Origin of the sequence: Sporosarcina sp. NCCP-2222 (assembly GCF_023168145.1) — a bacterium.
In the GTDB taxonomy this organism is placed as follows: Bacteria; Bacillota; Bacilli; order Bacillales_A; family Planococcaceae; genus Sporosarcina.
In genome coordinates, this window is the sequence record NZ_BQYK01000008.1 from 175955 (window position 1) to 185771 (window position 9817).

General features: G+C 46.7%; 8 protein-coding genes and 1 pseudogene. All 9 read right to left on the reverse strand.

Features of this window, described 5'->3' with window-relative positions:
- Positions 1-446, reverse strand: a pseudogene (locus NCCP2222_RS16695) (amidase); the annotation flags it as partial.
- A 213-nt stretch (positions 447-659) separates the two neighbouring features.
- Positions 660-953 carry an Asp-tRNA(Asn)/Glu-tRNA(Gln) amidotransferase subunit GatC gene (gene gatC / locus NCCP2222_RS16700; RefSeq protein WP_248513514.1) on the reverse strand — a complete coding sequence of 98 codons (294 nt, stop codon included), beginning with the start codon at positions 951-953 and terminating at the stop codon, positions 660-662.
- Between the two features lie 261 nt (positions 954-1214).
- The gene (locus NCCP2222_RS16705) at positions 1215-2342 is read right to left on the reverse strand and encodes a CamS family sex pheromone protein (protein ID WP_248513515.1); all 1128 of its coding nucleotides are present in this window, start codon (positions 2340-2342) and stop codon (positions 1215-1217) included.
- Positions 2343-2348: 6 nt separating this feature from the next.
- Positions 2349-4364: an NAD-dependent DNA ligase LigA gene (ligA, locus tag NCCP2222_RS16710; RefSeq protein ID WP_248513516.1), complete on the reverse strand. Its 2016-nt coding sequence runs from the start codon at positions 4362-4364 to the stop codon at positions 2349-2351.
- 16 nt (positions 4365-4380) lie between these two features.
- Positions 4381-6615: a DNA helicase PcrA gene (pcrA, locus tag NCCP2222_RS16715; protein ID WP_248513517.1), complete on the reverse strand. Its 2235-nt coding sequence runs from the start codon at positions 6613-6615 to the stop codon at positions 4381-4383.
- A gap of 47 nt (positions 6616-6662) precedes the next feature.
- The gene (gene pcrB, locus NCCP2222_RS16720) at positions 6663-7361 is read right to left on the reverse strand and encodes a heptaprenylglyceryl phosphate synthase (protein WP_248513518.1); all 699 of its coding nucleotides are present in this window, start codon (positions 7359-7361) and stop codon (positions 6663-6665) included.
- 109 nt (positions 7362-7470) lie between these two features.
- Positions 7471-7791 carry a YerC/YecD family TrpR-related protein gene (locus NCCP2222_RS16725; protein ID WP_248513519.1) on the reverse strand — a complete coding sequence of 107 codons (321 nt, stop codon included), beginning with the start codon at positions 7789-7791 and terminating at the stop codon, positions 7471-7473.
- Between the two features lie 58 nt (positions 7792-7849).
- Positions 7850-8938, reverse strand: coding sequence for a DUF3048 domain-containing protein (locus NCCP2222_RS16730; protein WP_248513520.1), 1089 nt, complete (start codon positions 8936-8938; stop codon positions 7850-7852).
- 9 nt (positions 8939-8947) lie between these two features.
- On the reverse strand, positions 8948-9817 hold an 870-nt coding region (locus NCCP2222_RS16735; protein ID WP_248513521.1), incomplete at its 5' end, for an adenine deaminase C-terminal domain-containing protein.

A 9817-nucleotide genomic window follows, 5' to 3' on the forward strand; every position in this document is an offset into this window, starting at 1 on the left:
GGAACATACTTTAGATTCCAAGGATTATGAGTTACTTGGAATGCAGAGTGTTCCGTTGTTGAACCCATAGCAAATTCATCCATATTCAATTTACCTAGAGTCACCATGCCGGCCTCTTTTACACGCTCCACTACGTGTGCATCATATACCGGGACGAAATCTTCGAGCATTTTACTCGCACAAGTTGTTTTCGTGCCTTTTGTAATAATGTTATCTTTAATGCCGATCGGCAATCCGAATAACGGACCCCGTTGCTCCAGCGGGACGTTGTCCAATTGGTCCGCCTGCGCCTTCGCTTCCTGTTCCGTAACCGTCAAAAATGCTTGTACTTCCCCTTCGACATCCGCAATCCGGCTGAATGCGTCCTCGGTGATTTCTTTGACGGAGACTTCACGATTATGTAATAGCTGTTGAAGCTCAGTTGCCGTTTTAGAAAATAAGGTCATCGGTTTCCCTCCTATCAATTGCGCCCTAGCGTGTTCTTGTCTCAAGATGAAAATCAGCAAAAGCTGCTGATACTCTACTGCAACAAGCAGCACTCATTTAACTTGAAACATTTTTCGCTGCAGGCTTTGGACCGACCATAAGTCAGCCATCCAGACGCCGCCTGCAATATTTGCAAATATTCTTGAGTTTGTTTTACTTAAAAGCCATTAGGATCATGAAAGGATATTCGGAACTTTAATCATTCCATCTTCATGTTCCTTCACGCTGGCCAACATATCTTCTCGATTTAAAATGTCGGTCGGAACATCTTCGCGAAGAACATTCACTTGGTGCAGCGGATGTGTCATTGGCTGAACATTCGCCGTATCGACTTCTTCAAATCTTTCAGCGAATTTGTCCAATTCACTTAGCTGCTCGGCGTATTGCTCGGCTTCTTCATCGCTGAATTCGATCCACGCAAAATTTGCGAAATAAAATACGTCATCTTTTGTAAATTGGTGAGTCATTTGCTCGCCTCCTCTGTATCATATTGTACGATTAATCTTATCACCTAACAACATCGTTGAAAAGCGGCTCCTTATGTAGTGTAACCGAATTTTGCAGGAGTCGTACAAGCAGTTGACATTATTTCAATGATTCATTGCAAAAAAGAAGGAGGATGGTGTATTTTACACCATCCGCAAATATAAATGATCCCTTTTGAAACGTGCAGATCCGCTTTATTAAGATTGTCTACACTCATTCTCTCAAGGCTGTCCTCTCAAAGGTCAATACCCATAAATATGAACAAACGGTTCTTCCCCTGCGTCCTTGACGATTAATGCCTCTGGGCCATTCACCGATGTGATACTGACTTCTACATTCAGGTTCGCGAAATACGTATTGACGAGCGAAGTCATATATTGAGTGAAACCGATTGTTTCGCTTGTTCCGAAAAATTGAATCGGTACCTCAATTCTAAGTGATTGATATTGATCATCACGAAAATGAGCGGTCCCAATTACGTTGACAAAGCTAGGAAAATACTTATCGATATCCTGTTTGAAATTGCTGAAGTTCGTATTGATATCACGATAATTCGTAAGGGAAGACGGGGCAGGAAGTGTGACATACTTTTCGTTCACTTCTTTCCAGCCGGAAGCCGCTGTTTTCCCTTTATCGGCATAGGCAGTCGCAAAGTATGTGCCCGGGACGATGGAACTTCTGCTTTCCTGCTTGAATAACCCAATGACAATCGGTATGTCCGAAAGCCCTTCTTTCGCCCGTAATCGACTGACAATCTCATCGGCCATTTTCATCCCTTCCTTTTGCAATTTGTCATCGGGGATACGGGTTTCTGTGCCATCCCTAGAGTAATAAATGGAATTAAGGGCCAGGCCGATTGAAATTCCGGAGAGGCGGACCTTATTTTCTCCAGCCTTTTGCAAATAATTCTGCTCTACGATATGTGCTAAATAAATTGGTGCCTGTTCAGCTACTTCCTCCGCACTGGCGCCTTTTGGTGCACCCGCAGGATTCAGCCCATCTTCGTTGTCACTTTTACGGGCCAGCCATTTGCCGGCCGTCTCTTTATCGATGTATTGACCTTCCTGAAAGAAGTACTTGTCCGTGTCGAAATGCCGTGCGGATAGGCGCAGCAAGCCCTCCTCCGCTTCTTTCATATCATATTTCGTGTGCAGATTGCTGACGACCATTCCGCGGCTGGCACTTTGTTTAAACGGAACGAATGTCCTATAAAATTCATCCTTCAACTGAACATCCGGAATGATGACAGTTTCTTGCGCCTTCTCTTCATTCTCCTGGATGACCTCATCCTTTTCCGGTGCAAATGAAGGAAGGCAGCCTCCGAGGAAGAGCACGGCGGCTACTCCTGGTGCTACCCATATCCTTTTCATTACGTATTACTCCTTTTCGCCAAGCGATTCGATTAATTGTTCTTCATTCCAAACAGGAACACCAAGTTCTTGGGCTTTCGCCAGCTTCGATCCGGCATCTTCGCCGGCGATGACTAAATCTGTCTTCTTGCTGACACTGCCGCTGACGTTTCCGCCGAGCGCTTCAATCTTCTCTTTCGCCTCGTTCCGCGTCAAGATGGAAAGTTTTCCAGTCAGCACGACTGTTTTACCTGAAAATGGGCTATCGGTCGGCAATTCTTCGCGCGTTCTGCCTTTGTATGTCATGTTGACACCATACGATTTTAATTTCGCAATCACTCCCAGCACATCTTCATTGTCAAAATAAGTCGTCACAGCATCCGCCACTTTATCTCCTATTTCATGAATGGCGGTGAGCTGTTCTGCTTCCGCTTCCATCAAACGGTCAATTGTTCCGAATTCTTCTGATAAGATGTGGGCCGCCTTTTCACCGACATGGCGGATGCCAAGGCCGAATAGTAATTTTTCGAGCGAGTTTCCTTTCGAGGCTTCAATCGCTGACAATAAATTGCTGGCGGATTTCTCTCCCATCCGTTCGAGCCCCAGCAACTGTTCCTTTGTCAGCGTATAGAGATCAGAGACATCCTGAACAAGACCCGCGGTATACAATTGATTGACGACCCGCTCTCCGATTCCTTCAATATTCATGGCATTACGCGAAACGAAATGGATGAGCGCTTCTTTCATTTGAGCCGGACATTGCGGGTTGACGCACCTAAGCGCCACTTCTCCTTCAATCCGTACAAGCGTAGAATCGCAAACAGGGCATGTTTCAGGCATTTCAAACGGTTTTTCATCGCCTGTCCGTTCCTGTTCGATGACGCTGACCACCTCTGGGATAATATCTCCCGCTTTTCTGATGATCACCTTATCCCCGATTCGAATATCCTTTTCTTTGATCAGATCTTCATTGTGCAAGGAAGCGCGTCCGACAGTCGTTCCGGCTACACGGACTGGCACGAGAATGGCTGTTGGCGTGACGACACCAGTCCGTCCCACGCTTAGTTCGATGTCTGTCAAGGTCGTAATGACTTCCTCTGCCGGAAATTTATAAGCCGTTGCCCAGCGCGGGCTCTTTGCCGTAAAACCAAGCTGTTCCTGATCCTCAAATCGATCCACTTTAATGACGATGCCATCTATTTCGTATTCGAGATCCTGCCGACGCTCTTTCCATCCATCAATGAACTCGATCACTTCTTCGATGGATTTGCATCTTTTGCTCTCCTGATTCGTTTCGAATCCAAGCGAATGCAAATAATCAAGCGAATCGGAGTGGCTGTCCTGCCCATAGGCACTGCCATCGCCGCCTATTCCATAAATAAAAACGGACAAGTTGCGGCTCGCCGCAATTTTAGGATCGAGCTGGCGCAAAGAACCTGCAGCTGCATTCCGTGGATTCGCAAATGGTTCTTCCCCATTCTCATCTCGTTTTGCGTTAAGCTTCACGAATGAATTTTTTGGCATATATGCCTCACCGCGGGCTTCGATCGTTACCGGCTGTGATAATCCCAGTGGTATCGTCCTGATTGTCCGTAAGTTGGCTGTAATATCCTCGCCAACTGTCCCATCGCCCCTGGTAGAGCCCTGTACGAACTTTCCATTCTCATATTTCAAGGACACCGCCAAGCCATCTATTTTCAATTCACAAATATAGGAGACTGTTTCTTGTCCAAGTCCTAATCGTACCCGCCGGTCAAAATCCCGGATATCCTCTTCATTAAATACATTCGACAGACTGAGCATCGGATGTTCATGAACGACTTTTCCAAAACCTGATAGAATATCCCCGCCTACCCGTTGTGTAGGGGAGTTCGGGTAGATCAAATCTGGATGTTCCGTTTCAATTGCGATCAATTCCTGCATGAGTTGATCATATACGGAATCCGGCACAACCGGTTTATCCAGAACATAATAGGCATGGCCATATTCTTGAAGGAGCTTGTTCAGTTCTTTCACTCGTTGCTCCATTACATGACGATCCATCGTTTCCACTCCTCCATTACGCCTTTTCTATCGGTGCAAATTTCGCTAATAATCGTTTGATCCCGACCGGGTCAGGAAATGCGATATCCAGCTCTGTGTCATCTGCCGTTCCCCGGACACTCACAACCATGCCGGTGCCCCACTTCTTATGAACAGCTTTGTCTCCTGCCTTCCAACCCATCTTTTCGCCACCGCTCGATTGATACACTGGTTTCTTGACTGCTGGACGCATAGGGGCTGCGGAACGTGCAAATGCATTTCCTACAGTGAAGCCCGAATCATTCGAAACAACTTCGGTCACTGTCTCGGATATTTCATTTAAGAATCGGGACGGGTTATTATAGCTCGAACGTCCGAATAATGTTCGGTACGCTGCGCTCGTCAAATATAACTTCTGCTCCGCCCGTGTGATTGCCACATAAGCAAGGCGGCGCTCCTCTTCCATTTCCTCTTCATCTGCAATTGACCTTGCATGCGGAAACACATTCTCTTCCATTCCGATGACGAAAACGACAGGGAACTCAAGCCCTTTTGCCGCATGCATCGTCATTAGGACGATTTTCTCGCTGGACTGGTTCTCTTCTTTATCCAGCGAATCGATATCTGCGATAAGTGCCAGGTCTGTCAGGAATGCGACGAGGGAACGGTCTCCGTTTTCCTCCTCCGCCCGCTTTTCAAATGCTTCCGTGACGGAAAGGAACTCTTGAATATTTTCCAAGCGGCTTTCCGCTTCAATGGTCTTTTCTCTTTCGAGCATTGCACGATAGCCTGTTTTGTCCAGCACCTGCTCGACCAGTTCCGAGACGGATAAGTATTCCTGCATTTGCGTGAAACCCGCAATCAATTCCCTAAACTTCACTGCTTCATTGGCGGCGCGCGCTGTTAAGCCCATGAAGTGGACCTCCTGCATGGCATCAAAGATGGAGCGGTCGTTTTCAATTGCAAACCGCGCCATCCGTTCAAATGAAGTGGCTCCGATGCTTCGTTTCGGCTCATTGATGATTCTCGCCAATGCCAAGTCATCATCATTATTTGCAATTAAGCGCAAGTACGCCAGCAAATCTTTAATCTCTTTCCTGTCATAGAACTTTGTACCGCCGACAATGGTGTATTCCATGTTTGATTTGACGAGGAATTCCTCCATGACACGCGATTGGGCATTCGTCCGGTATAAAATTGCGAACTTGTCGAGCGTCAGATTTTCTTTCTCTTTTAAATCGATGATCGTCTGAACAACAAACTGAGCTTCAGCCTTCTCATCATTCGCTTTATAAATATAAATCGAATCGCCTTCATCGTTTTCCGTGCGCAATGTTTTATCGTAGCGGCTGCGGTTGTTTTGAATGACATCATTTGCTGCCTTTAGAATGCGTTTCGTCGATCTGTAGTTTTGTTCCAGCATGATGACTGTCGCATCCGGATAATCCTTTTCAAAAGAAAGGATATTTCCGATATCCGCTCCCCTCCATCTATAAATGGATTGGTCTGAATCCCCGACAACGCAAAGATTCCGGAACTTGGATGCCAGCATGTTGACGAGACGATATTGCGCATTGTTTGTATCTTGGTATTCATCCACATGAATGTATTGGAATTTGTTTTGATAATACTCGAGGACTTCCGGGACTCTTTCAAACAATTTGAGGGTCATCATAATCAGATCATCAAAATCGAGCGACTGATTTTGGCGCAGCTTTTTGGAGTAGCCTTCATAGACATCGGCCACTACCTTCTCGTACGGATTGAATGAATTGATTTGCCCTTTGAACGTTTCGGCATCAATACATTCATTTTTCGCGGAGCTGATTGCGTTTAACATGGAACGCGGATCATATTGCTTTGGATCAATATTTCGTTCTTTCAATACGTTTTTAATGACCGTCAGCTGATCTGAGGCATCGAGAATGGAAAACGATTTGGCGATGCCGATTCGGTCGATATCACGGCGTAAAATCCGTACGCACATCGAGTGGAACGTGGACACCCACATCCGTTCACCCGAGCCTGCACCAAGCAGACCGTCGATCCGCTCACGCATTTCACGCGCCGCTTTATTTGTAAATGTAATGGCGAGTATGTTGGAAGGATAGACGTCCTTCTCCACGACGAGGTACGCAATCCGATGCGTCAGCACTCGCGTCTTTCCAGAACCCGCCCCCGCCATGATAAGCAATGGCCCTTCCGTCTTCTTGACGGCCCGTGCTTGCTCCGGATTCATGCCGTCCAGCAGATTTTGAGCGATTCTATTCATTTCATCCACACCTTTCGAGGAACATCTGTTCTTCATTATACACCGTTTTATCCTTCATGGGGCGTTTTCTTGACAGCTTCCACTGTCTCAAGTGCAGCATCCAAGTTTTCGTAGAGGACATTGCCAACGATGACCGTATGAGCGTATGCAGCCATTTGGCGTGCCTGCCCTGCATTTTTAATCCCGCCGCCGTAAAACAGCTTGGTCGATTCCAGGATCCGGGAAACAGATCGCACCACGTCTGGATCGCCAAACGTACCGCTGTATTCCAAGTAAAAAACTGGCATATGAAAGAGATGCTCTGCCATGCGGGCATAGGCAATGACATCGTCTTCATCTGGAATCGCAGAGACGCCAGTCAGCTCGGCTGCTTTGCATTCGGGATTCATGATGCAGTAGCCTTCTGTCAGAATTTCATCCCAATTCATCATGTGGCCATATTCGCGCAGCGCCGCATGATGGATGCCATTGATCCATTCCGCTTTCGTGGAGTTCAGCACAGTGGGGATGAAATAATAATCAAACCCAGGCGTTACTGAATCGACCGTTGACACTTCAAGTGCAACAGGAACGGAATAGCGTCTGATTCTTGCGAGCAAATCCAGCACATTCTCCAATGTCACATGATCGGTGCCTCCGACAATAAGACCGTCTGTACCTGATTCCGCAATCCGCTCTAATTGTTCGTCCGTCACCGATTTCGCAGGATCCAGCTTAAAGGCATGTCGCCAAGTTCTATAATCCATGTTCAACCACCTTGTCCCTTTTATGTACGTTCTTTTAGTATACCAAAAAAAAGGACGGAATCCTCGCTCCGTCCTTTCTAAAAATGTTATTCAGTTGAAGTGACTTGGCTCATTTACTGCTTTCGTCGCCATCTTCCAATTCAGGATAAAGTCTTCCCAAAACAGTATTATAGCCGTCCGACCCATAATCGACACAGCGACGGACTCTGGAAATGGTTGCAGTGCTCGCTCCCGTTTCACCTTGAATCCGGTCATAAGTTCTTTTTAACTTCAGCATATGGGCCACTTCCAGCCGCTGCGCCATTGACTGAATTTCACTCATTGTACAGAGATCATCGAAAAAGGAGTAGCATTCTTCTAGATCCTTCAGTTCCAAAATCGCCTTGAACAACTGGTCTGTCTGTGGACCGCGTATTTTATCGATTTGCAATTTGTCTCCCCCGTTTCAATCGATTTTTTCTGTGCCAATCAATCCATAAGCAATCTGCTTACGGCGTATAGGTGACAGCTTTTGCGATTCCTGATGTAGTTGGAATGATGTTAATCCACGTTTTACCAGGTACCAGCTCAACAGGCACCCCATTCTCAACCGGCGTCAGGAAACCGTCAATATTTTTCCATTCAATCTCTTTCACAATCCCCGCTTGAAATAAAATCGCTTTGCCGCCTGCCTCCAAATCGACCGCTTGTCTTCCGACACTGTCAATTGTCCGATGCGGGGCTTCGAATACGAGGACATTGGATACTTCGATTTGCTCTCCGTTTTCCTTATCAATCGTAACAGTTCCTTTTACAGAGCGTTTATACGTCCCCTCTTCAGGTTGGTACGTAAAAGTGCTGATAAAGTCCTGATTGGTACTGAAACGCACGACAAGTTCCGATGCGGTATCTCCTATTTTAGCACTTTCTACGGAATCGTGGAACGCAAGGGACGGCATCTTCTCGATGGATTCATGCCCGCTCATTTTATCCATGGCCTCGACAATATGCTCTCCGGAAATATAGGAATTGTGCGGTGCGCGCCGTTCCTTCGATCGTTTGAACAGTGTCCCATCATACTGCATGCCATTGATATGATCGACATAACGGCTGGTCAGCAATTTTTGTGCATCCGGACTATAACCGTGCGCAATATAGAAAGCGTCCATCCCTTTCGCCATGTAAATGAAATAATCGCGTGCACTGCGGATTGGCCCCACCTGCTCTGGCAGTTCACTTTGGAATAAAGCCAGGTACCTTGTCACATTTCCTTCCGCCAAAAATTCGAAAATCATATCCGCTTCGCTGATCCCGGATTGCGGTCTGGCCAGCGGATGGTTGTTGATTGTTGCCAAAATGGGCCGGCGCCATTGTTTTTCTTCCTGCAATTCACCTGTAAACGGAGACTGATACAGCAAGGCTCCTTCTGCATCCTCATCTGGCTCGTCAACTGCTTCTTCTTCCTGAATCACTTCTTCTTCGATATCACTTGGTTCTGGTTGCTCCGCTTCTACTTTATCTTTTTTTGAGCAAGCGGAGACGATCAGCAGCATGAAAGCCGCCATGAACAACAGCCATATTCTCTTTTTCCCTTTCATCATTGCCCCCTATCTTCCGGTCGCCGGAAAGATCACTTTATTTTTCAATACATTGAATAACCCGTTTTGCGTCACCCTGACATATGGCAAATGGGTCGATTGCAAAAATAGGAATGTATACACTGCATCCCCGAAACAGTAGCCCCGCTCTGCAAGTGCCTCCTTCAATTCTTTCTCTTGGCTGATCAACACGTCTACATCTTCTGCAGATAACCCTCCGCCGATAGGCAGCGGAATAGATGCGGCAACTTGTCCATCTTCGATGAGGACCATGCCGCCTCCCATCTTCTTCATTTCCATAAATGCCCGTAACATGGCTTGCTTGTCCTTCCCGATCAAGATGATATCCCCTGTGTTCGAATAGGAAGAGGCCATTCCTTGGACGCCTGTGGCAAACCCTTTTATGAGTGTATTAACACGCCATTTACCTTGTCGGTCGACAAGCATCAGGAAGCTTTCATCATTGCCTGATGCTAATACATCTGCAGTGACCTCCAGATTTGATTCATATGGTTTGGTAATGACATCGTTCACCATTTCAATGCCAACTTGCGGAAACTCCGCAAAATCTCCTTCCGTCAAATCAAATGATGGATGGAACTCTGGAATGATCGACCAGTCCACTTTGTTGAAGCTGCACACCGGTTGATTGTCACGAAGGAGCCAAACGCCTTTGGACAACACATCGGTCGGAACCGGTTTCGTTTCCTCTTCAAGGAAATTCAACGTTGCATACCTTCCTGTCGCAATAACTCCCTGGATATCATCAATTCCGTAGTAGCGGGCGACATTATAAGATGCCATTAAATAGGCATCAACTGGCAAGACTCCCGCATCGAGCGCTACCTGTATGCACTTGTCCATCACGCCATCCACATG